The sequence below is a fragment of the Xanthomonas theicola genome (genome assembly GCF_014236795.1).
Lineage (GTDB): Bacteria > Pseudomonadota > Gammaproteobacteria > Xanthomonadales > Xanthomonadaceae > Xanthomonas_A > Xanthomonas_A theicola.
This window is the reverse complement of the sequence record NZ_CP049017.1, coordinates 1,673,041-1,695,503: the sequence shown is the minus strand read 5'-3', so window position 1 is coordinate 1,695,503 and position 22,463 is coordinate 1,673,041. Positions and strand designations below refer to the sequence as shown.

The following is a 22,463-nucleotide window of genomic DNA, read 5'->3' as shown; positions in this document are numbered from 1 at the left end:
CAGCCAGTCCGGCAACGCCTGTCGCCGGGTGCCTCAGCTGTCGCTGTGCGCCAGCCACTTGCCGGCCATCCGCCGCAGCGACGGATCCAGGTCCGGCTCGGCCAGCAGATCGGCGATCGGGCGCCAGGCCAGAGCCAGCGATTCGGCGCCGACCGCGAACGCCTCGTCGGCGCCGGCACGCACCACGTAGCGCGCGTCGAAGTGCCAGTGGCCCGGCACGTCCTGGCGCTCGGGGATCCAGTGCCGGTCCAGGTCGAACAGAATGCCATCGTGCAGCGCCAGTCCGGGCAGTCCCGACTCCTCCTCGGCTTCCTTCAGCGCCACCAGCGCCAGGTCGCGGTCGCCGTCGGCGTGCCCGCCCAGCTGCAGCCAGCGCTGCAGCTGGCGGTGGTGGGTCAGCAGGGTGCGTGCGCCGTCGGCGCTGACCAGCCAGGCCGAGCCGGTGAAATGGCCGTCCAGGCGCGCGCGCGCGAACGGGTCCTGCGCATCGTCCAGCAACGCCAGGAATTGCGCGGCAACTTCGGCCTCCTGCGGCCAACGGGCGGCATAGGCGCACAATTGACGGCGCAGGGAGAGCTCGGGCATGGGCGGTTCTCGCGATCGGGGCGGTCCATTATCGCCGCCGACGGCGCGACGCGGCTTGTGGCGGCGGCCCGGCTTTGGCATGGTACGACGATTGCGTGTCCCGCTCTGGGCCCAGCGCACCAACTTTGCCGGGGCGATACCGCCCCGATCGCCACTGGGGATGCACCGCATGCTGAAGTCTCTGTTGAGGGTCAAGCCGATCGAGCCTGCCGGCCACGTCGATGCCGGCGAACCGGTCGAAGGCAGCCTGGAAGGCGAAGCCACGCTGCAACGGACCCTCACCGCCAAGCACCTGGTCATGCTCGGCATCGGCGCGGTGATCGGCGCGGGCATCTTCGTGCTGACCGGCCAGGCCGCGGCCAACCATGCCGGCCCGGCGGTGATGCTGTCGTTCGTGTTCGCTGGCGTCGCCTGCGCCTTCGCCGGCCTGTGCTACGCCGAGTTCGCGGCGATGATGCCGGTCTCGGGCAGCGCCTATTCCTACTCCTACACCACCCTGGGCGAAGGTGCGGCCTGGTTCATCGGCTGGTGCCTGGTGCTGGAATACCTGTTCGCCGGCTCCAGCGTCGCGGTCGGCTGGTCGGCGTACCTGATCAGCTTCCTCACCGGCACCCTCGGCCTGCCGTTCCCGGCGGAGCTGGCCAGCGCGCCATTGGCCTGGAACGGCCATGCCTTCGTCGCCTCAGGCGGCATCGTCAACCTGCCGGCGGTGCTGATCGTGGTCGCGGTCAGCGCGCTGTGCTACGTCGGCGTCACCCAGTCGGCGTTCGCCAACGCCATCGTGGTGGCGATCAAAGTCGCGGTGATCTGCCTGTTCGTCGGCTTCGGCGTGTCCCACGTCGATCCGGCCAACTGGCATCCTTTCATCCCCGAGAACACCGGGCCGGGCGAGTTCGGCTGGAGCGGCGTGTTCCGCGCCGCGTCGATTGTGTTCTTCTCCTACATCGGCTTCGACGCGGTCTCCACCTCCGCCGGCGAGACCAAGGACCCGCAACGCAACATGCCGATCGGCATCCTGGTGTCGCTGGCGGTGTGCACGGTCATCTACATCATCGTCTGTGCGGTGCTGACCGGCCTGCTGCCCTACACCCAGCTCGGCACCGCCAAGCCGGTCGCCACCGCGCTGGAGCACTACCCGAGCCTGGCATGGCTGAAGACCGCAGTGGAGATCGGCGCCATCGCTGGCCTGTCCTCGGTGGTGCTGGTGATGCTGATGGCGCAGCCGCGTATCTTCTACACCATGTCGCGCGACGGCCTGCTGCCGAAGCTGTTCGGCAAGGTGCACCGCAGGTTCCATACGCCCTACGTCGGCACCCTCTTCGTCGGCGTGGTCGCCGCACTGCTGGCCGGGTTGATCCCGCTGGACGTGCTCGGCGAACTGGTGTCGATGGGCACCCTGCTCGCCTTCGCCACCGTCTGCGTCGGGGTGCTGGTGCTGCGCTTCACCAAGCCGGACCTGCCGCGCCCGTTCCGGGTGCCGTTCGCGATGCTGATCTGCCCGCTCGGTGCGCTGGCCTGCCTGTTCCTGTTCCTGCAGGCCTTCCAGGAACATTGGAAGGTGTTCGTCGGCTGGACCGTGATCGGCCTGTTCATCTATTTCGGCTACGGCATCCGCCACAGCCGCCTGGCCAAGGCCTGATCCTTTCCCCGAAGACCGGCGCCCGCGCCGGTCTTCGCGTTCGTCTCCTCGTCCATCGCGCGCAGCGCCAGGCTGGAACCCCTCCATGCTCAAACAACTCTGGGCCACCAAACACCCCCACGCCAGCCACGAGGATGCCGGCGGCCTGGGCCTGCAGCGCGCGCTCGGCCCCTGGGGCCTGACCGCGCTGGGCATCGGCGCGGTGATCGGCGGCGGCATCTTCGTCATCACCGGGCAGGCCGCGGCCAACCATGCCGGCCCGGCGATCATGCTGTCGTTCGTGCTGGCCGCGCTGTGCTGCGCGTTCTGCGCGCTGGCCTATGCCGAATTCGCGGCGATGGTGCCGGTGTCCGGCAGCGCCTACACCTACACCTACGCCACCTTCGGCGAGCTGGCCGCCTGGTTCATCGGCTGGATGCTGGTGCTTGAGTACGGCGTGTCGGCCTCGGCGGTGGCGGTGAGCTGGACCGGCTACTTCCTCAGCCTGCTCGACCATTTCGGCATCCACCTGCCGGCGGCGCTGGTCAACGCGCCGCTGGACGGCAAGCTGCAGCGCACCGGCGCGATCGCCAACCTGCCTGCGGCCGGCATCGTGCTGCTGCTGACCTGGCTGTGCTACGTCGGCATCCGCAAGTCCTCGGCGATGAACATGGCGATGGTGGTGCTGAAGACCGGGCTGATCCTGCTGGTGATCGCGGCCGGCTGGACGTACGTGGACAGCGCCAACTGGCACCCGTTCATTCCGGCCAACGAAGGTCCGGGCAAGTACGGCATGGAGGGCGTGCTGCGCGGCGCGGCGATGGTGTTCTTCGCCTACATCGGCTTCGAGGCGGTGTCGGTGGCGGCGCAGGAATCGCACCGGCCGCAGCGCGACCTGCCGATCGGCATGATCCTGTCGCTGGTGATCTGCACCGTGCTGTACATCGCCATGGCCGCGGTGATGACCGGGCTGGTGCCCTACACCCAGTTGGGCACCGACGAGCCGGTGGTGACCGCGGTGGCCGCACATCCGTCGTTGGCCTGGCTGCGGGTGGTGGTGGAGGTCGGCGCGCTGATCGGCCTGTCCTCGGTGGTGCTGGTGATGATCATCGGCCAGCCGCGGATCTTCATGATCATCGCCCGCGACGGGCTGCTGCCGCCGGTGTTCACCAAGATCCATCCCAAGTACCGCACCCCGCACGTCAACACGGTGATCACCGGCATCGGCATCGCGCTGCTGGCGGCGCTGTTCCCGCTGGACGTGCTCGGCGAGCTGACCTCGATGGGCACGTTGATCGCCTTCGCCGCGGTCTGCGCCGGGGTGCTGATCCTGCGCCGCACCCAGCCGGACCTGCCGCGCCCGTTCCGTATCCCGTTCGCCTGGCTGATCTGCATCGCCGGCGTGCTCAGCTGCCTGGCGCTGCTGTCGGCGATGACCGCGCACAACTGGCTGCTGATGGGCGGCTGGACCGTGCTCGGCCTGCTCATCTATTTCGGCTACGGCTTCCGCCACAGCCGCCTGCGCGCCACACAGGCTCGCTAGAATGGGGGCATGAATGCACCGCCCTACGATACCGAACGCCTGCGCACGCTGGCCCTGCTGCTGATCGGCAACATCCGCGAACTGTCGGCGGCTGGCTGGACCCCGGCCACCAGCAGCAACTTCTCGCACCGGCTCGACGCCGCGCATGCCGCGATCACCGTGTCCGGCCGCGACAAGGGGCGGCTGGTCGAGGCCGACATCATGGTGGTGGACTTCAACGGCAAGGCGGTCGGCAGCGATCACCGGCCCTCGGCCGAGACCCTGCTGCACACCCAGCTGTATCGCCGTTTTCCCGAGATCGGCTGCGTGCTGCACACGCACTCGCCGGTGCAGACCGTGGCCTCGCGGCTGTACGCCGGCGCCGGCAAGGTGCGCCTGGAAGGCTACGAGCTGCTGAAGGCGCTGCACGGCAACCAGACCCACGAAACCGCGGTGGACCTGCCGGTGTTCGCCAACACCCAGGACATGACCGTGCTGGCCGCGCAGGTGGACGCGCTGCTCGACCGCACCCCGCTGTGGGGCTACCTGATCGACGGCCACGGCCTGTACGCCTGGGGCCGCGACATGGCCGAGGCGCGCCGCCACCTGGAAGCGATCGAATTCCTGCTGCAGTGCGAACTGGAACTGCGCAAGCTGCGCGCAACGGGCTGAGCCCAGGCGTACAGCGCCCGCGCGACAGCGTTCCAGCGCCGCAACGGCGGCCTGCCCGCCAGCTGCTACCCTCTCTCTCCTCCACGACGCCCTCGCCCGCCGCCATGAGCCGACTCCGCATCTTCGCCGAAACCACTCCCGACGCACCGCTGTTCGACAGCCGCGATGGCGACGCGATCGCCGCCGAGCTGCGCAAGATCGGCGTCACTTTCGAGCGCTGGCAGGCCGACCAGCCGATCGAGGCCGGCGCCACCCCGGAAGCGGTGATGGCGGCCTACAAGACCGACATCGACCGGCTGGTGGCCGTACACGGCTTCAAGACCGTGGACGTGGTCAGCATCGCCCCTGACCATCCGCAGCGCGAGGAGATGCGCAAGAAATTCCTCGACGAGCATTTCCACAAGGAGGACGAGGTGCGTTTCTTCGTCGCCGGCTCGGGCCTGTTCACCCTGCACGTGGACGGCAAGGTCTACGAGATCGAATGCGTGCACAACGACCTGATCGCCGTGCCCGACGGCACCCATCACTGGTTCGACATGGGCCCGGAGCCGCGCTTCGTGGCGATCCGCTTCTTCACCGAGCCGGACGGCTGGGTCGGCCATTTCACCGGCACCGACATCGCCCAGCGCTTCCCGCGCTACGAAACGGCGCTGCGCGGCGAGGCGAACTGAGTGATGAGCGCCCCCCGCGTGATCCTGACCGACATCGAAGGCACCACCAGCAGCATCTCCTTCGTCAAGGACGTGCTGTTCCCCTACGCGCGCCGAGCCCTGCCCGGCTTCGTCGGCGTGCACGGCCAGCAGCCGCAAGTGCGGCAATGGCTGGATGCGGTGGCGGCCGAGTGCAGCGGTGCCCGCAGCGACGCGGCGCTCGTGGAGACCCTGCAGGGCTGGATCGACCAGGACCGCAAGCACACCGCGCTGAAGGCGCTGCAGGGCATGATCTGGGAGGCCGGCTACCGCGACGCCGACTTCGCCGCGCACATCTACCCCGATGCCGCAGCGGCGCTGCGCCGCTGGCATGCCGACGGCCACCGGCTGTACGTGTACTCGTCCGGCTCGGTGCCGGCGCAGAAGCTGTTCTTCGGCCATAGCGACGCCGGCGACCTGCGCGGGCTGTTCTCCGGCTGGTTCGACACCGAAGTCGGCGCCAAGCGCGAGGCGGCCAGTTATGCGCGCATCGCCGAGGCCACCGGTGCGGCGCCGGCACAGATCGTGTTCCTGTCCGACGTCGTCGCCGAACTCGATGCCGCACGCGACGCCGGGCTGGACGCGGTGCTGGTCGATCGCCGCCAGGACTATCCTGCACCGCGCCTTGGCGCGGCCTGCAACGGCCACCGGCGCGTGGACAGCTTCGCCGACCTGGCAGTGTGAGTCCCGCGGCCGCCGCTGCGCGTTGCCGTTCGCTTCCTGTGTCGCCCATGCCGCCCATGAAATGGTTCCTGCGCCGCATCGGCGTGGTGCATCGGCGCCTGGCCCTGGCGCTGCTGCTGGCGCTGCTGCTGCCCGCCTGCCATCCGAACGCCGGCGCGGCGCAGGCGCCGACGGCGGCGCAGACGCCGGTCGATCCGCGCGACCAGGCGCAGCTGCACAAGGCGCTGGCCGCGCTGCGACCGCAGCGGCCGGGGGTGACCGACCTGTACGTGGTCGGCTTCGCCGGCGACGCCAGCGAAGACGTGTTCCGCAACGAGACGCTGTACCTGCGCCAGCTGTTCGCACAGCGCTTCGATGCCGCCGGCCGCATCGTCACCCTGATCAATCATGCGGACAATCTCGGCGCCCACGCCTACGCGCCACAGGCCTCGTACGACAACCTGGCCGATACGCTGCAGCGGATCGGCAAACTGATGGACCGGCGCGAGGACGCGCTGCTGCTGTTCCTGACCAGCCACGGCACCGAGCAGCACGAGCTGTATGTGCAGTTCGGCCCTGGCGAGGACGCCGACTATGATGCCATCACCCCGGCGGACCTGCGCCGGCTGCTCGACGACGCCGGCATCGGCAACCGGGTGATCGTGCTGTCGGCGTGTTACTCCGGCGGCTTCGTGCCGGCGCTGAAGAGCCCCGACACGCTGGTGATCACCGCCGCACGCCGCGACCGGCCCTCGTTCGGCTGCGGCAACACCGCCAGCGCCACCTATTTCGGCCGCGCCTGGCTGATCGACGCGCTGGCGCGCACCAGCGATTTCGTCGAGAGCTACCGTCTGGCCGCTGCCGAGATCGCCGCGCGCGAACAGGCCGAAGGCGAGGCGCCGTCGTATCCGCAACTGTACGTCGGCGCACGCATCGCGCCGCTGCTGCAGCGCTGGCGCGCGCAGCTGCAGCCGGTTGCGGCGCCGGCGTATCCCTATCCGGAACCCGAAACGGGCCACGACACGGACACGGCGGCACCGCCGGACGCGGCTGGCGACGGCAAGGCCAAAGCGAAACCGCGCACCGCTCCGGGTCCGGATGCCGCTGACGGAACCGAGCCAGTGGCGGCAGCTTCGGCGCACGCTGCATCGCCGGCAAGGGCGGCGGCAACGGCGTCGGCGACGCCGTCGTCCTCGCCCTGAACCCTGTGCAGCGCTGCGTGCGCGCACAAGTGCACCGCGCGGCACGCAGCGCGAGATCTAGCCCATCTGTTTCGCGTGCTTGCGCGCCAACAGATGCGAGTGATTCGCGTTTTATCGCGAAACCGCGGTGCCCGCTAGACTTCGTCCCGCAACAAGCCCGCCAGCCTCTACGCCAGCCAGCTGCGCCCGATCCTCCCGCCCGCTCGCCTTCGCTCGCCAGCCAGGATCACCTGCTTTCGCCGGCCTCCCTCGTGGAGGCGTTTTTGTTTGTGGGGTCGGCGCTAGATCGGCCTGCTGCTGGCCCGCCATGGCCTAGTCGCCAGCATGAGCGGCAAGGGTAACTGCTGGGAGCGCCCAGCCTGCCCTCGGCGCATAACGCGGTGATGGAACGGTTTTTCCTGAACTTGAAAATGGAACGGGTCTGGCAGCGGTGCTACGCCAACCCGGACGAAGCCATCGCCGACATCACCCACTACATCGTCGGCTTCTACAACACCCACCGGCTGCACTCCACCCTCGGCTATCGATCTCCGGCCGACTACGAGAACGCCACTACCTGAAATCTCCTATCACGGGGTCTACCAGAACTTGACCACGACACTAATCCCTGGTCACTCCGTTGTCGTCGGCCCAGCGATCCATCACGATCGAGATGAACGCACTGCTGCTATCTATCGGTCTGGATCCGCCAAAAATCATAGCGGACACGCGCAGCGGGAATCTCTTCGATCCGCCGAAGCAGTGGCGCGTCAGCACTCTCCCGGGCACTGGTAGTGCTGCGCCGAACGGCTCTGCTCGACGACCGTGCAAGCCCAGCGAATCCCGTCACGATAACGGTCGACCAGATGGCCCACCAGCGTCTTGCGCTGCGTGGGCCTTAGGGATGGTCTGAACAACTCCCTCTGATCCTGCGACAATCGTACAAAGCCCAACAGGACAACGACGATGCAATTGTCTTTCGGCGACGCGGAGTACAACGGCAAGCGCAAGCAGACGCGGCGCGAAAGGTTGCTGGCCGAGATGGATCAGGTGGTGCCGTGGAAAGACCTGCTGGCGCTGATCGCGCCGCACTATCCGAAGTCGGGCCATCCGGGCCGTCAGCCGTACCCGCTGGAGACAATGCTGCGCATCCACTTTCTGCAGCAGTGGTACGCACTGAGCGACCCGGGCGCGGAAGAAGCCTTGTACGACACGGCGTCGATGCGCCGTTTCGCCAGGATCGGCGGGTTGGATGAGGTGCCGGACGAGACCACGATCCTCAACTTCCGCCGGTTGCTGGAGACGCACGATCTGGCGCGCACGCTGTTCAACCGGGTCAACGCGCACCTATCGCGCAAGGGCCAGAGCCTGCGCGGCGGCACCATCGTGGACGCCACGATCATTGCCGCGCCCAGCTCGACCAAGAACAAGAACGGCGAGCGCGACCCGGAAATGCACCAGACCAAGAAGGGCAATCAGTACTACTTCGGGATGAAAGCGCACATCGGCGTGGACGATGAGTCCGGGCTGGTGCACCACTTGGAATGCACGGCGGCCAACGCCGCAGATATCACCCAGGCGCACAAGCTGCTGCACGGCAAGGAAGACACGGTATGCGGCGACAGCGGCTACACCGGGCTGGCCAAGCGCGAGGAGATGGCGAGCAAGCGCAAGCTGCGCTATCTGATCGCGGAGAAGCCCTCGAAGCTGAAGCAGATCAAGAGCAAGCGCGAATTGAAGTGGGCACAGCGCTGGGAGCACGCCAAGGCCAGCCTGAGGGCGAAGGTGGAGCATCCGTTCCGGGTGATCAAGCGCCAGTTTGGCTACGTCAAGGTGCGCTATCGCGGCCTGGCGAAGAACACGGCGCAAGTGCTGACGCTGTTTGCGCTGTCGAACCTGTGGCTGAAGCGAAAGCAGTTGCTGCCTGTCGTGGGGAGGGTGTGCCTGTAATCCGGGAAATACCCCGGAAATGCGCCGGAAACGGCGAAAAACCGAGGGTCTGAGCGCCGTGGGCGTGGTCGATATGGCTTGCCTCATCCTCCGACCGCGTTGATCAGACTATCCTTAGCGCTTTTTCGACAGCACGTCCTGCAGCACGACCTTGTCCAGGCCCAGATCGGCGACCAGCTGCTCGCGCTTGCGGTTCTCTTCCTCAAACTGGCGTCACCAGCGCAGTTCGGCCACGCCCAGCCCGCCGAACGCCGTGCGCCAGGCGTGGAACGTGGCCTGGCTGATGCCCCTCTTGCGGCAGATCTCCTCGACTATGTTGCCGCTCTCGGCCTGCTTCTGGGCGAACGCGATCCGCTCCTGGCTGAACTTTGACTTCGTCATGGCGACGGGCACCCTTAGCCCTGAGTGTCGCCGAATTTTCTAGTGCTGGCTGGTCCAAGTTATAGGGAGAGGGAGGAGGTCAAACACCCTCGCAGCAGCACATTTGATAAGGCATCCTGAGTAAATATCCCCCGGCAAAGCCGGGGGCTTTAGAGATGTGAGCCGCTCAAAGCGGCTGCGGGAGCGCTACGCGCCTCCCTTGTTAGGGCCACCTGAAGGTGGCCGACTACCTCAGCAACTGCAATTGGTCCAAGCGCCGATCTTCCGCCTCTTGGTTCTGGATGTATGCCCCGATCAACCCTTCATCCCGACCTACCCTCGTAACGAAGTAACCTCGCGCCCAGAAGCTCTGCCCTACAAAGTTCCGCTTCCGCTCCCCATACACCCGCGCTAGGTGGATGGCGCTCTTGCCCTTGATATAGCCCACCACCTGCGACACCGCCTACTTCGGCGGAATCTTCAACAGCATATGGACGTGATCTGGCATCAGATGGCCCTCCTCGACCCGGCTCTCCTTCTGCTCGGCCAATCGCCGGAACACCTCTCCTAGATGCTTCCTCAGACCCACATACAGTGTCTTACGGCGACACTTCGGTATGAACACAACGTGGTACAGACACTCCCACCTGGTGTGACTTAAGCTCTCAAACTCATCCATCTCGGTTTCTCCGTCTCGTGTGCTTGGCCGCTCACGTTGCGGAGTCTCCGGGATGGACTCCCGGATACGTCAAACTTCTACTGCCTCCCCGGCAGAGCCGGGGGAACTCTCAGGTTGGTTTAGCCCTGATTCTCAGCCAGCTTTCAGGCATGGGCCGCTTGCGGTGCGACTCGTCCGAAGCTTCCTGTCGTTTCAACCTCAACCTCAGGCTTTGCCTGCCGAAGTGCTGGCGCGACTTTCCGCAGCCGTGATGGGCTTCCAGCCTGGACTGTGGCCCGTTCTGCGAGGGGCTCGCCATCGCAGCGGCTGAGGGTCAGGGCTAATCAGGTAAGGCATTGGCCCACTCGTCACTCAGCGGCTGACCGAACAGCAAGCGAAGATAGCAGGACACGCGGAATGTCCACGTCTGTACGAAAGCAGCCAGTCGCCACCCCGGCTTGCAGCACCTCGGTCGATCTGCGCCTGAGCGGCGTGGAGAAATCTTCGAGGGCTTACAGTGATCGGTTCACGCTAGCTCCGTCGTCTTTCGCTCCCGGTATCGAGCATGGACACGATCAAGAACCGAGCGAGAACTGCATTGATGGCCGAGAAGATCGGCAAGGTCGAGCTGTTATCGGCTAACAACGTCAGATAGGCGCCCCGTACGCCCTATTGAGCCAGCAGAACAAGCCAGCGCGCGACGTTGAGCTCCTGGCCATTCCAGCAGACGCTTGCGCGACGAGTTGGCGAGCGCACGGACCGGGCCTTGCACCAATCTCCACCCGATGCACGCTGGCGGCGCTATGGCACATCACTCGTATTCCGTAGCGTTTTACTATAAAAATACAGTGTTACACTGTAACACCTAGGTTCTCATCCTACAACGCCTGCCGACGGCCAGATCACGCTCGAGTATCAAAACTAACCATGAAGAACATGTCCATCGTCAGGCCGAAGACATTACTGGCCGCAGGCTTGGCTGTTGTATCGTATGCAAGCACGCACGCGTACGCGCAAGACCTCGGTGTCCCCAGTGCAACCGGCGCTCATCAGGAGAGAGACGCTACTTCCGATGCTCCTGCCGTGACGTTGGAGCAGGTTCTGGTCACTGGCAGTCATATTCGTGACACTGCGACCAGCAGATCGTCTCCAACGATCGTCTTCGACAAGGAAGCCATCGATCGCACTGGCGTCGCCACGATGCAGCAGTTCTTCGAAAAGCTTCCGCAGAACTTCGGCGGTGGCGCCAACGGCGCCAATGTCGCCAACCTGGGGCTGGATCGCGACAGGGGGAGCAACTTCGGCCAGGGCACGTCGATCAACCTGCGCGGACTGGGCACGGGCACGACACTGACGCTGGTCAACGGTCACCGCGTCTCCTCATCGAACCGTTACCAGTACGTCGACATGTCGCTGATTCCGTTGAGCGCCGTGGAGCGAGTGGAAATACTGACCGACGGCGCTTCCGCCATCTACGGCGCCGATGCCGTTGGCGGCGTCGTCAACATCATTCTGCGGCGGGATTTCACCGGATACGAGACCTCGGTACGTTACGGAACCGTCACCGCGGGAAACATGGACGAATACCAGGCGTCGCAAGCCACAGGTTGGTCGTGGGATGGCGGCCACCTGATGGCCAGCTATGAATTCCTGAAGCAGGACAATCTTTCGGCAACCGACAAGGATTTCTCGGAGAAGGTCACTGTCAAGCCGTACGACCTGTATCCGGGCTCGAAGCGGCACAGCGTCTACGTCGATGGCGTCCAGCAGATCAACGACGTGCTGACGTTCAATGTGTCCGGCTCCTTCTCCAAGCGGGACATGGACACGACGATTTCAAACTCGTCCGATGACACCCGCCTGTTTCCCTCCACCGAGCAGTTCGACCTGTTTGCCGGGCTTACCCTGGACCTGCCGCACCAGTGGCAGGCCCGCTTGAATTCCGGATCCGGGAAAAGCGACGTGAGATACGAACGCACCACCATCTCCGGCGGTTCGGCGACTACCGCGTTGCCAACGAACATGAACTCGGACACCCGCTACCTGGAGCTGGTCGCGGATGGCGACCTGTTCACGTTTCCCGCCGGCGACGTACGTGCGGCATTCGGCGCCAGCTATCGGCGCGAGAGCTACGACTTCCATGACGCCCGCGGATTGGAGGCGGCATTCGATCAGAGTCGCAACATCCGCTCCGCCTTCACCGAATTGAATATTCCACTACTGAAAGACCTCCCGGGCGTACGCAGCCTATGGCTGACCGCGGCAGCGCGCTACGACGACTACAGCGACTTCGGCTCCACGACCAATCCGAAGTTCGGCCTATTGTGGGAAGCGACCGAAGGACTGTCGTTCCGTACGAGCTATGGGCGATCGTATCGGGCGCCGGTGTATCAGGACATGCTGCCGAACAACACCGTCGTCGCCGGCAACGTGCCGAATCCGAATGCGCCAAGCGGCCGCACGATTCTGATGATGATCTCCAACGGCAATCCCGACCTCGATCCCGAGCGCGCCAAAACGTGGACGGGCGGATTCTCGTTCGCGCCACCGTCGATCCCGGGCCTCAAGCTCGATGCGAGCTACTATCACATCGACTATGACGACCGGATGGATACGGGATACGGGGGCAGCTATCCATCCCTCTTCCTCAGTTCCACCGAACCATACGCTGACATCCTGACCTTCAACCCGACGTCCGAACAGATCCAGGCGGTTCGCCAGCTCGGGTTGTCCGGCAATGGGTTGTACGTCAGTCGGGCAGGCCCATATGCCATTCCCGGCGACAGGGACGAAACGGACACCGAGGTCATCCTCGACAACCGCGTTCGCAATGTCGCGTTCACCAAGCAACGGGGTGTCGATTTCAATGCTGCGTACAGTGTGGACGCGGGCGAGAGCAACATCGCACTGAACCTTGCGGGCCAGTACATCATCGAATCCAAGCGCCGCGTGACCGGTACGGCCCCCTTAGCCGATGCCGTGAACCTGCTGTACCGGCCGGTCGATCTCAACGTCCGTGGCGGCGTGGCGCTGACCCGGCGCAACGTGGCGGGCGGCCTCTTCGTGAACTATGTGGACAGCTACCACGATCCGTCGAACGCGACCGACCCGCATATAGACTCCTGGACCACCGTGGACTTGAATCTCAAGTACAGCTTTACGGCTGGCTCGCAGGACGGAACGAGCCTCGCCTTGAACGTCCAGAATCTCTTCGACAGGGCCCCGCCCTTCGTCGTCAACAGCATCAATTCCGGTTTCGATCCCACCAACGCCACCGCGCTGGGGCGCTTCGTGTCCCTGACCCTGACGCACCGGTGGTAAGCCGGCGACCGGAATGATCCCAATGACAGTTCTCTTCCCCGTCCACACTGCGGCGATGTCGGCGTTGTCACTGACATTCGGCGTAGCCGCAACGCAACTCCGGCTGATGTGGCGCGAGCGGCGGTTGCTCTGGCTCGCGCTCGCGGTCCTGCTCCTTGCCGGGACGTCGGTCGCCACAAGCACAGCCCGCCTGTCTGCCCAGGCCCAGGAGCGCCAGGCTGTCGCCGAGGAGGAAGCGATGCTCTGGGACAGCCAGGGCACGATCGACCCTCACAGTGCCGCCCATGTCGGCCGCGCCGTACCCGCACCGGTAAGGCGGCTGGCGGCTTTCGATCCCGGCGTGTCCAATTTCGTCGGCTCGTCGGTGTTCATCGAGGGCCACGCGCAGAACCCAGCCCGCCACAGGCCGATCGAGGCGGGCGCGGCCTTGAGCCGTTTCGGCGGATTCTCGGCGGCCTGGGCGCTGCAGGTCGTCGTGCCCTTGCTGATCATTCTCGCCGGCTTCTCCACGATGTCCGGCGAAGTCGCCCGGGAACGGCTCCGCCAGGAACTCGGCACCGGGGCCTCGACCATGGCCCTGGTGGGCGGGAGGCTGATCGCCTTGGCGATGGCGGCCGGATTGCTCGCGCTCGCCATGATCGGCGTGAGCCTTCCGGCAATCCTCCTGCAGGATGCGGGCGTGGCCGAGGTGGCAGGACTCGCCGCCATCGGCTCCGCCTACGCGCTCTACCTTTTCGTATTCTGCATCCTGACCGTCGCCGTCTCGGGCTTGTTCGCCTCGGCGCGGATGTCCTTGGTCGTGCTGCTCGGTTTCTGGGTGGTCGCCGCGCTACTCGCACCGCGTGTCGCTCCCGCCGTGGCCGAGACCCTGGAGCCGACGCCCTCCGCCCCGGCATTCAGGGCGGCCGTCACCCAGGAAGCGGAGAACGGCGTCAGCGGCCACGACCCGGCCGACAAGCGGCTGGACGCTGTCAAGGCCGAGCTGTTGGCACGCTACAACGTCGATGATGTCGCGGATCTGCCGGTCGACTTCCGCGGCGTCGCCCTGGAATACGGGGAGAAGAACGCCACGGAGACCTACACCCGGCATTTCGAGCGCGTCTACACCGCTTACCGCCGGCAGGAGACCATGCAACGCGCGTTCGCACTCCTCTCCCCGACCATCGCACTGCAACCCTGGTCGCGCGCCTTCGCCGGCACCGACTTCGCCGCGCACCTGGCCTACCTGCGCGACGTCGAGGACTATCGCTATCGGCTGATCCAGACGCTGAACCACGAGGTGAAAACCCACAAGCCGCCATCCGGCGAGAAATACCTCGCCGATATCGCAACCATCACTCGTTCGGTCGTCTATACCCCGCGCCAGGAGCGCCTCGCCGACGTTGCGGCCGCGCAGGCTCCCAACCTGGCGATCCTGCTGGCCTGGGCCGTCCTTGCCCTCGGCCTAGCTGTGGTCTCGGCCTTGCGCCTGGGCCGGCACGCATGAGCAGTCTCGCCATTGCCGGCTATGAGGCCCGTCGCCTCCTCCGAGACCGCGCCCTGCCAGCCCTTCTACTCCTGCTCCTGGGGTTGAGCGCTTACGCGGCGTGGAATGGCACCGACTGGGTCCAGCAACGCGAGGTGGCCATCGATCTGCTCAAAACGGAGGAGCAGGCCATGGCCGCACGCATCCGAAAGTTCGTCGGGAGCATGCCGGCGGTGCTGCCACGGTCGCAGCCGGTGCTGCCTCCCGGATCGATGGCGCCGCTGTCGATCGGCCAGGCCGATGCGTATCCTTTCACCGCCGATGTCGTTGCGCTGGGCGACTACACGCATCTTTTCAAACGGGTGTGGGCGGATATCGGCAGCCCCACCGCACGCGCCGCCGGCCGCTTCGATCTGGCCTTCGTCGTCGTCTTCCTGCTGCCGCTCGTCATCCTTGCCGTGACCTACGATCTGTGGTCGCGCGAGCGCGAACGCGGCATCGCGGCGATGGTGCTGTCGCAGCCGGTCGCAGCCGGATCGCTGATCGCCGTCGAGGCGCTGGCCCGCGGCTCGATCGTGCTACTCCCATCGATCGCGATCATCGTTGCCGCTGCGGCGTGGGCCGGAGCGCGAGACCCGGCCGGCCTGATGGCGCTGGCGCTGACGATCCTGACCTATGGAAGTTTCTGGCTGGCGGTGGTGGTGATCATCGGCCTCCTCGCCCAGCGCTCGACCGAAGCGGCCATCGCTGTCGGCGCGATCTGGCTGTTGGTCGTGGTCATGGCGCCGTCGCTGACCCTGGCGACCGTCGATCTGCTTGCCCCGCCTCCATCGGAGATGCGGTTGGCCACCGACATGAAGGCGCGGCTGGCTGAGATCACCGAACGCCAGCGCCTTCATGGCGAAGCCAAGCCGGCGCCGGTCCGCACGCCAGCGCCCAGGATTCCGGATCACGTGCGGGACACGTATGCGGAACTCATCGCTCCCGACCTTGAACTGGCGCCGATGATCGCCGCCCACAAGCAAGCATTGGATGCCCGGCGCCGCCTACTCGATCAGGTGCGATTCTTCCTGCCATCGGTTGCCGTACAGGATGCACTCGACCGCATCGCCGGCTCGGACGCCGATCGTGCGCTTGCCTTCCAAGACCAAGTCATCGCGTTCCGGCAGGAGTGCCGGCTGCTGTATCGAGGCTATCTGGATCGCGACCGCCCCCAGACCCTCGCCGAGTACGACAATCTGCCGCGCTTCCAATTCCGCGAAACAGGCGGCGCCTTCCAGGCCGGCGTGCTGGCGGATTTCGCCGCATTGATCGTGGCTACCCTGCTCATCTTGATCGCCGCTTGGGCTCTTCGGGGCCGAGCCGCAACGCCATAGGGGACTTCACATGCTTTCCGCAAAGGCCTTGACCAAGGACCACGGCACGCATCGGGCGCTCGACAACCTGGACTTCACAGTGAAGCCTGGGGAAATCTACTGCCTGCTGGGCGCCAATGGCGCCGGCAAGTCGACGACCATCAAGCTCTTCCTTGGCTTCCTCAAGCCCACATCCGGCTCCGCCGAGGTGGATGGTCTCGATGCTCAATTGGAACCGCAGGCTGTGCGGCGTCGGCTGCTCTACATCCCCGAGATGGTCACCCTCTACGACGAACTGACCGGCTACGAGAACCTCGACTATTTCGCGCGGCTGGCCGGCGTGTCGGGCCGCTCACCTGCCCGCTTGCGCGAGGCTTTGCACGCGGCCGGCCTGGCCTCCGACGCCTTCGGCCGACGGGTCGGCCACTACTCCAAGGGGATGCGTCAGAAGGTCGGGATCGCCCTTGCGATCGTCAAGGAGGCCAAAGCCCTGCTGCTCGACGAGCCCACCTCGGGCCTGGATCCCGAGGCTTCGGCCGAATTCCATGAGCTGCTCGTGCGTCAGCGCGACCGCGGCGCGGCGATCCTGATGGCAACCCACGACCTCTTTCGTGCGCGGGAGGTCGCAACCACGATCGGCCTCATGCAAGGCGGCCGGCTGCGCAGGACGCTGGAGGCCGCAACAATCACGGCGAACGATCTGGAGAACCTCTACCTGGAGGAAATGAGCCGGCATCCCTAGCTGGCCGCAGCTTCAAGGCTGCCAAGGCCACCCGACCAGCGCCTGAGCCACGCCTCGATATTCAGCTGCGGGCCGGAGATCCCGAGCACCTGCGACGAATTGTCAGGGCTCACGCGGCGTATGCCGGCATCGGCGGAGGCGCTGTCGATGAACCCATGTCTCGCCAGAACCCCATCGACAAGCATGCTTCGGATGAACTCCCGGTGGTATTGAGTGACCGCGACCGAATGATCATCCAGGTAGCTCTTCACCCTTCGTGACAGGAGGGCATCCGGAAGCAGACCTGCAAAAGCACGGCGTGCGATCGTCCGATCCTCCGCGCCGGCCATCAGCAAGTAAATGGGTATGCGAGCGAACAACTCGGCGACCGGCTGCGCACTGATCGGCGAAACAACACGCCAGCGACCGGCATCCTCGAAAGGGTCCAGAATGCTGGCCGGGAAGATCATTCGGCCGATGTGATTCATTTTTTGCGCAGATACGCGGCGCCCCTGCGCGAGGGCATGCCGCATCCAGGCAGGCTGCCTAGCTGCATCCTGAGCAACGCCAGCCCGCACCCATTCGCATGGATTCCCCCAACTCCCGTTGATCCGGCGGGGCTTCTTGAACACGCCATGATAAATGGCATCCTTCATTACGCCGTAAAACGAGTCGCCAGACTGAGCCGTCTCGAACGCGACACGCAACAATTTACGATCGATGCCATGACGCCACGCATAGTCGATTGCAGCGGCGTTCCCCTTGAAACGAAGAAAGATGCCATCGCCTCCCATTCCGGTGAAGTGCACCGACTCGCCGCCCGAGGCGCTGCCTAGCCAGGCATGGCGGTGGAGAAGGTAACCGGAACAATGCGCAGGCCGGGCAGTTCGCGGAAACGAGAGAGTTTCCTCTAGTGAGCAGTGCGGTGTTCGCTCGTACTCGATGTACTCGCAGCTCCGGCCCGACGACTGACAGGCACCCGAAACCGCCATTCTTGCAAACGCCCTCTCATCCGCTCCGATGCCGGAATCGTAGTGATGGATGCACTGCACATCGGGCTTTGAGGGCGCATGAAGCAAGCCCGCCAGGACAATCGAAGAGTCGAGTCCACCAGACAACTGCAGCTGGATGTGCGTATGCTGGCTTGCCAATGCGCCAATGCAGCCCAGCAGGGTCGATTTCGCCAAACGCACGGCTTCATCCAGGTCCGTGATCGGCTCCTCGGCCGCGGCCATCGCGACATCCCAGTGACACTGCCGGGCTACGGGTTTCCCATTCTCGATCGTGATCGCCTCTCCGGCCTCGATCGCCGTGATTTCCTCGAAGCCTGTCTGGACCGTATCCCGGAACGGGAACCATAGCGAATAGGCCAGATACGACCAGTCGATGGTGAACTCCCTCAGGCCCAGCAGCAAGCAGTCTTCCATGTTGGAAAAGACGACTGTCAACCCGTCCACGACCGTTACGTAGCACGGAATCTCCGCTGTCGGGTCGCGCACGGCGAACCAGCTCTGCGCCTGCTCGTCATAACCGAATGCCACGTACCGCCCCCAGTACCGCTGCACGAGAGCACGGCCCTGAGTGCTACAGACGTCATGGGCAGAAGCAACGCCGAGGACGGTGCGTTCAGGCATATCCCCCGCGCCAAAGTTCTTGGTAAACACCTTGCCAAGAACGACGAGGTCGCCCGTCCGATTGCACTCAAAGAATCCCTGATCGTCGCTTTGAGAGTAGATTGCAGCGTCCATACTCCGTAGAGCACAGGAAATTCCTGGAATTCCTGTTTCTATTTTTTCGACGACATAGCTCGCTTGCTCTCCTGCCGAGTTTGACAGGCCATTCCAGAATACGGCGATGTATCGGTACATTGGCCGGACTTTGTCATAGCACCAGGATGGGAACCATCCGGCGCAAATTGAAGGGGATGTCGGTCAGCACCTGATCGTCGTACTGCAACCAGCAGTGCGCCACGAACGGATCTGCACGAACTGCAAATACCCAGGAGGGGAAGATTCCGTATTTCGACAGGAACTCGCTCAGCGCCAGGCAGTAGAGGAAGCACTCGTTGGTCTTCTTGAACGCAAGCGGCCGGAGCCAGTCGAATACGCGCACCAGCGATGCCAGTTTCCCGACATCGGCCTGCGAGCCTTGCACGGCCTGCTTCCTTTCGTGAGTTCTCGCTACCGTGTATTTTAATGGAGAGAACTTCTTACTCAAGGCTGCATACGCCACCGATGCCATGAATCTGCGCAATTCGCGAACCCCGATATCGGGGCACCCCCGTGGTTCGCTCTCCCGTATCCAATGCGTCGGGAGTTCAATCGCGGAAGGAGTAGCAGACTTCCCTGAATCGGGGTCGTTGGTGACCAGACCGCGATCAATCAATGACCGAAGCACCGTCGGGGCGGCTCGACCGTCGGACTCTACCGGCCAGCCCATGATGGAGGCACCGAGGCCCGCGGCCTTACCCTTGTCGAGCGACAAATATTTGCCTGTCGTCAGGTCCAGTATGAAGACGACATCATTGGCCACGCATACGTAGGCCTGCCTGGACAGGAAATAGGGAGGCGCCATCGATTCCATCTCGCCGTTGTTCTTCCCGTGGAGAACCGAGGGCGGTGCATGCTGAGCATGCACCGCCGGCACTTTCACAATGACGTGCGTTACGGCGACGTGGTCGCGATGAAGGACGCCTCCAAGAAGGTTCCGTGGTTATGTGCCTTGGTCTCCGAAACCACCGAACCCAGCTCGACCAGATCGCTGCCATCCAGGCCAGCCTGATCGTGCGCACTGGATTCCCCAGCCACCATGCCCAGCTCAATCAACTCGTTCATGAACATCTCCTTTTGGTCAGTGGACGTACCCGGAAATTGCACTGGGCACGCTTCGAATCTACTGACCAGAGCCCCCCCTGTCGACGCGTTGCTGGCGTCGCATATTGATGTTATTGTGTAACATTTTATCGGGTATCCCAACCGGATGCAGACCTGTCGGGTGCCGCGATGATCGACGCACAGCATGGGTCTCGAGCCACCATCCGCGATGAGCCGAATATCAGACGGAGCGTAGAAGCATGAGTGCCAATATCAGCAACGATGGAATTGATCCGACCGCAATCCTGAGAGGGCTGCTTCCGTTGCCGAGATTGATTCGCTTTGTCCGCGAGCGATGCCCACCGCGCAGCCTGGACGAAGCCATGTTGATGCACGAATGGCGAGAGGCGAGAGCCGTGGCGCTTCGCCTCATCGACGAGGAAGCTGGTCACGCCGACGATGTCGGTGTGCAAGCGCTGCCGGAAGACATGAAGGCTTTGGCCGACCACGTCCTGCGGCAACCCTCGATGCACCGTTTGACTTCCCTGGTGCCACGGTCATGGTGCATGGTGGAAATCGATCGCCTGATCGTTTTTCAGGAATCCATCAACCTGCGCCATGCCGACCAGCTCAAGGCCTCTTTGCCGCCCGCTCCGAGCGCGCAGGACGTCATGGATCTTGCCGCCTGCAACGGAGCGCATTCCCATCCCGAGGTGCGTTTCACGCAGTCCGATGGCGAATATACTTTCGCGTCGGAATCCAACGACCTGCGCTTTCTGGACGTCACGACCGTCGAGCCAACGGCCATTGCGAACTACGAGCCGTTCGGCTCGGCAAGTCATGCGATCGTGATCTATCTTGGATTCAGCGACAACGTGATCAGCGCCACGCGGTTTGGCAAGCGGATCATCCTGACAAACGGGTCACACCGCGCATATGCGTTGCGTGAGCTTGGGCTCCGTTACGTCCCATGCCTGCTGACGGATGCCTCCAACGAGGATACATCCGATTTCCTTTTGCCTGCGGCCGTCAAACAGGATCGACAGTTCTATCTGCGCGCGCCAAGGCCGCCGTTGTTCAAGGACTACACCGACTCTCGCCTGACGCGGATCGTGCCTGTCGTCCGCAAGCATTATGCCCTCAGAGCCAAGCTGGACTTGCAGAGGATCACAGTACCTGCACTGTAGTGGCTTTGTCGCTCAGGCGATTCGGTCGCTGCCGAGATGTATCAGCCGATCCGCATAGGCGATTACTGTCCGCCGATGGGTAATGGCCAGCACAGTCACATCGTCTGCGAGCGCGCGGATGTGGGTCATGATTTCACGCTCGGTCGAGTCATCGAGTGCCGAGCTCGCCTCGTCCAGGAAGACAATCGCAGGATCGCCGTAGAGCGCACGGGCGATGGCGATCCGCTGGCGCTCGCCACCGGAGAGCTTCAGGCCGCGCTCGCCCACCGTGGTCTCGAAACCTTGCGGCAGGCCGTCGATGAACGGCAGTATTGCCGCCTTCCGCGCGGCGTGGCGCAGGCGGGCGTCGTCGCGTGGGCGGCCGAGCAGGATGTTGTCGGCCAGGCACTCGTTGAGCAGGACAACATCCTGAGGAACGACAGCGACCGTCGCGTACCAATCGGCACGGTCGATGCCGGTGAGGTCCACACCATCGACGAGGATGCGGCCGGTGTCGGGCTCGATCGATTTCAGTGCCAACTTGAACACTGTCGACTTCCCCGCTCCGGTCTCTCCCATCAGAAAAGTGATACCGCCCCGCTCGGCATGGAACGACACGCCCGATACGCCACGGCCATTGTCATAGGTATAGCCGACGTTCTCGAAGACGATCCGGCCGCTGCCTAGCGCAAAACTCGTCGCATTCGATACCTGCCGTTCCTCCGGCGCTGCCCACAAGGTCGCCAGCGGGGTGAGCATGGCCCACGAGCGGGCGACATCGTCGATGGAACGGGCGATCATCTCGAAGGGCATGTTGAGCTGGAGCAGCAGGATGTTGAACAGGACGATATCGCCCACGCTCAGAACACCGCTCTGGTAGCGCGGCAGCAGGAGCATGAAGGTGACGCCGAACTGGATCGCTAGGCACAGGCCCAGCAAGGCCATGTAGCCGACGCGCCGTAGGACGTAGGCACGCCAGTTGTCCCGCACCTCCTGCGCCTTCTGCTCGAACCGCCGGCTCATCCATGCATGACTGCCGAACTGGCGCAGGGTCTCCATTGCGTTCATGGCATTGCCGACGAAGCGGGCGTTCTCCTGGCCGGCCTCGACGGCCGCCTCAAGATTGGCTCGCGCACGCCGGGTGGCGATCGTCGAAAGGCTGACGGCAACGACGCCATAGACCACCACGATCGCCACCACTTGGAGGTCGATCAGCGCACCGAGCGTGACCAGCGTCAGCAGGATTTGCAATATGCCGGGAATGAACGCGACTAGGCCCAATTGCACCAGAGTCTTCAGTCCGCTGCGTCCCTTCTCGCCTGCCGACTGGATTTCCGCCGGATTGTGCTCGAAGAAGAAGCCGGCAGTTTTCTTCAGGATGCGGGCAAAGTAGCGGGTGCTGATGATGAAGCCAAGGTTCTCCGAACTCATGAAGGACAAGTACTGCACCATGTATTGCAGCGCAGAACCAAGGCCGAGTAACGCCGCGTAGAACACAAACGCCCAGGCCAGCGCCGGGACACCTTCCTGCGGGAGCCGATCGATCAAGCGTGAGAACAGATAAGGCGCACCGACCGTCGTCATGCTGGACAACAGCACGACGGCGACGACCAGAATCAAAGCCCAGCGATCAGACCTCCAGTAGGCGGCAAGGACCTCGGGTATCGGCAGGGCCGTAGTCTTGGTCATCGGCGGCAGGCCAGTACCTGTGCGAGTGGGATAGT

General features: G+C 64.3%; 17 protein-coding genes and 3 pseudogenes. 13 read left to right on the top strand and 7 right to left on the bottom strand.

Annotated features, from left to right (window positions below):
- Positions 1-33: 33 nt before the first annotated feature.
- Positions 34-585, bottom strand: coding sequence for an NUDIX hydrolase (locus G4Q83_RS07730; protein WP_128420089.1), 552 nt, complete (start codon positions 583-585; stop codon positions 34-36).
- A gap of 169 nt (positions 586-754) precedes the next feature.
- On the opposite strand from G4Q83_RS07730, the gene G4Q83_RS07725 reads away from it, so the two are divergent.
- From G4Q83_RS07725 to G4Q83_RS07690, 8 genes and pseudogenes are all read left to right on the top strand, one after another.
- Complete coding sequence (locus G4Q83_RS07725) at positions 755-2,224, top strand: amino acid permease (protein WP_128420090.1); 1,470 nt, start codon at positions 755-757, stop codon at positions 2,222-2,224.
- An 85-nt stretch (positions 2,225-2,309) separates the two neighbouring features.
- On the top strand, positions 2,310-3,746 hold the full coding sequence (locus tag G4Q83_RS07720; protein ID WP_128420091.1) for an amino acid permease: 1,437 nt from the start codon (positions 2,310-2,312) through the stop codon (positions 3,744-3,746).
- A 9-nt stretch (positions 3,747-3,755) separates the two neighbouring features.
- Positions 3,756-4,397 carry a methylthioribulose 1-phosphate dehydratase gene (locus G4Q83_RS07715; RefSeq protein WP_128420092.1) on the top strand — a complete coding sequence of 214 codons (642 nt, stop codon included), beginning with the start codon at positions 3,756-3,758 and terminating at the stop codon, positions 4,395-4,397.
- Between the two features lie 104 nt (positions 4,398-4,501).
- Positions 4,502-5,068 (top strand): 1,2-dihydroxy-3-keto-5-methylthiopentene dioxygenase, encoded by a 567-nt coding sequence (locus G4Q83_RS07710; protein ID WP_128420093.1) that lies wholly within the window; start codon positions 4,502-4,504, stop codon positions 5,066-5,068.
- Between the two features lie 3 nt (positions 5,069-5,071).
- On the top strand, positions 5,072-5,770 hold the full coding sequence (mtnC, locus tag G4Q83_RS07705) for an acireductone synthase (protein ID WP_128420094.1): 699 nt from the start codon (positions 5,072-5,074) through the stop codon (positions 5,768-5,770).
- 56 nt (positions 5,771-5,826) lie between these two features.
- Entirely contained in the window at positions 5,827-6,951 is a 1,125-nt protein-coding gene (locus tag G4Q83_RS07700) for a C13 family peptidase (RefSeq protein WP_128420095.1), read from the top strand.
- 294 nt (positions 6,952-7,245) lie between these two features.
- Positions 7,246-7,511: pseudogene (locus G4Q83_RS07695) on the top strand (integrase core domain-containing protein); the annotation flags it as partial.
- A 385-nt stretch (positions 7,512-7,896) separates the two neighbouring features.
- Positions 7,897-8,880, top strand: a complete 984-nt coding sequence (locus G4Q83_RS07690; RefSeq protein ID WP_185817191.1) for an IS5 family transposase — start codon at positions 7,897-7,899, stop codon at positions 8,878-8,880.
- A gap of 120 nt (positions 8,881-9,000) precedes the next feature.
- On the opposite strand, the pseudogene G4Q83_RS23180 reads toward G4Q83_RS07690, so the two are convergent.
- A pseudogene (locus G4Q83_RS23180) lies at positions 9,001-9,261 on the bottom strand (transposase); the annotation flags it as partial.
- Positions 9,262-9,487: 226 nt separating this feature from the next.
- Positions 9,488-9,919, bottom strand: a pseudogene (tnpA, locus tag G4Q83_RS07680) (IS200/IS605 family transposase).
- Between the two features lie 906 nt (positions 9,920-10,825).
- On the opposite strand from tnpA, the gene G4Q83_RS07675 reads away from it, so the two are divergent.
- From G4Q83_RS07675 to G4Q83_RS07660, 4 genes are read left to right on the top strand one after another with little or no spacing between them, the layout of a single operon-like run.
- A complete protein-coding gene (locus tag G4Q83_RS07675) occupies positions 10,826-13,219 on the top strand; it encodes a TonB-dependent receptor plug domain-containing protein (RefSeq protein WP_128421391.1) in 2,394 nt (797 codons plus the stop codon).
- A gap of 22 nt (positions 13,220-13,241) precedes the next feature.
- Entirely contained in the window at positions 13,242-14,705 is a 1,464-nt protein-coding gene (locus G4Q83_RS07670; protein WP_128421392.1) for a DUF3526 domain-containing protein, read from the top strand.
- Positions 14,702-16,060, top strand: coding sequence for a DUF3526 domain-containing protein (locus G4Q83_RS07665; RefSeq protein ID WP_128421393.1), 1,359 nt, complete (start codon positions 14,702-14,704; stop codon positions 16,058-16,060). Before G4Q83_RS07670 ends, G4Q83_RS07665 begins: the two co-directional genes overlap by 4 nt.
- Before the next feature lie 28 nt (positions 16,061-16,088).
- Positions 16,089-16,781: an ABC transporter ATP-binding protein gene (locus G4Q83_RS07660; RefSeq protein WP_246432318.1), complete on the top strand. Its 693-nt coding sequence runs from the start codon at positions 16,089-16,091 to the stop codon at positions 16,779-16,781.
- Here G4Q83_RS07660 and G4Q83_RS07655 read toward each other — a convergent pair.
- The 3 genes from G4Q83_RS07655 to G4Q83_RS07645 are packed head-to-tail and all read right to left on the bottom strand — an operon-like array spanning position 16,778 to position 19,594.
- Positions 16,778-18,628 (bottom strand): asparagine synthase-related protein, encoded by a 1,851-nt coding sequence (locus G4Q83_RS07655; RefSeq protein WP_128421395.1) that lies wholly within the window; start codon positions 18,626-18,628, stop codon positions 16,778-16,780. The genes G4Q83_RS07660 and G4Q83_RS07655 overlap by 4 nt on opposite strands.
- 13 nt (positions 18,629-18,641) lie before the next feature.
- Entirely contained in the window at positions 18,642-19,412 is a 771-nt protein-coding gene (locus G4Q83_RS07650; RefSeq protein WP_246432317.1) for a lasso peptide biosynthesis B2 protein, read from the bottom strand.
- Positions 19,413-19,423: 11 nt separating this feature from the next.
- Positions 19,424-19,594 (bottom strand): hypothetical protein, encoded by a 171-nt coding sequence (locus G4Q83_RS07645; protein ID WP_170069199.1) that lies wholly within the window; start codon positions 19,592-19,594, stop codon positions 19,424-19,426.
- 239 nt (positions 19,595-19,833) lie between these two features.
- Between G4Q83_RS07645 and G4Q83_RS07640 the strand changes: the two genes are divergently transcribed.
- A complete protein-coding gene (locus G4Q83_RS07640) occupies positions 19,834-20,760 on the top strand; it encodes a ParB N-terminal domain-containing protein (protein WP_128421396.1) in 927 nt (308 codons plus the stop codon).
- A 12-nt stretch (positions 20,761-20,772) separates the two neighbouring features.
- Here G4Q83_RS07640 and G4Q83_RS07635 read toward each other — a convergent pair whose 3' ends face one another.
- Positions 20,773-22,428 carry an ABC transporter ATP-binding protein gene (locus G4Q83_RS07635; RefSeq protein WP_128421397.1) on the bottom strand — a complete coding sequence of 552 codons (1,656 nt, stop codon included), beginning with the start codon at positions 22,426-22,428 and terminating at the stop codon, positions 20,773-20,775.
- Between the last annotated feature and the right edge of the window lie 35 nt (positions 22,429-22,463).